This is a genomic window from Neisseria sp. P0009.S007, from assembly GCF_051962515.1.
In genome coordinates, this window is the sequence record NZ_JBQCVF010000459.1 from 1 (window position 1) to 1,103 (window position 1,103).

Genomic DNA, 1,103 nt, shown 5'->3' on the forward strand with positions numbered 1-1,103 from the left:
TTTCAGACGGCCTGACGGCTGGGTCAAAGTCCTGATTAACGGTTTTTCAAAATATCGGCAAAATATTCGGTCACTTCCGCCAAACGTCCGCCCTGCTCGGCATAAGGCTGCATGACGGCCACCAGCTGCTCCAACACTTCGCGCGTTTCGGTTTGCGCGTGTTCGCGGTAGAGCCACATATTTTGCATGGTCACCGTGGTCAATGCCTCGCGTACATTAAGCAAGAGTAAGTGGCGGCAAGACTCATAGCCTTGGCGCAAATCGCCGGCCGCATATGCGGTAACCGACAATTCATAATCAATGTCCAACTGATAAACATTGCTTTGGACAAAAAGAATATCGTCGTTCGGGAACGGGATGCGTTTCGCCATCAGGCCGATTGCATGGGAAATGCGGTATTTTCCTTCCTGACGCAGCATGGTTTGCGCAAGGTAGAGACACTCGGCACGGCGCGGGTTGTAATCGTAGCCTGCCAACCAAGTCGCCAAGGCTTCATCGCGTTTGCCCATTAATTTGTAGCACTCGCCCAACTGTTGGTAAGAAACCGACACTTCCTCGATCCAACCGCCCAACTCGATGCGTTTTTTAAACCATTCGCTCGCACGCTCGGGCATATCAGAATCCCAATAAGAACGTGCCGCATAAAAGGCGTAACGCGGTTTCAGGTCTTCATCTTCAGGGCTGTAAAACGCTTTTTCCAAAGAAACGGCGTCAAGCAGGTATTTGTTCGCCATATTGCTGCGTGCGCCGAAACGGCCGCTGAGAACCGTATAGTCGCCATGAAGCGTGGCTTCACTGGTATCTTGTTTGTCGGTCTCGATAAATTCGTGCAACACGCCGCGCCAGTAGAATGTTCCGTCATTACGCAACAACAGCGGACGATAATAAACCACGCTGCCCATGGCATTTCTCATGCGGAGGCGGTAGCGGTCGGCTGTCAGCTCGGGCAATTCTAATTTGCCTTCAAAGCGGTCGTCCGCATCAAAAATCAACACGTAATCGGTTTTGTCTTTTGCGTGTTTCAAAGCCTGATTGCGGTTGTATGCAAAATTTTGCCAACCATCATGATGAATCTCACCTGCGATGCCCTTTGCATCGAAAAA

At 50.8% G+C, this 1,103-nt stretch carries 1 protein-coding gene; it reads right to left on the bottom strand.

Features of this window, described 5'->3' with window-relative positions:
• Nucleotides 1-35 precede the first annotated feature (35 nt).
• On the bottom strand, nt 36-1,103 hold a 1,068-nt coding region (locus ACTHS3_RS14050; protein ID WP_440368257.1), incomplete at its 5' end, for a glycosyltransferase.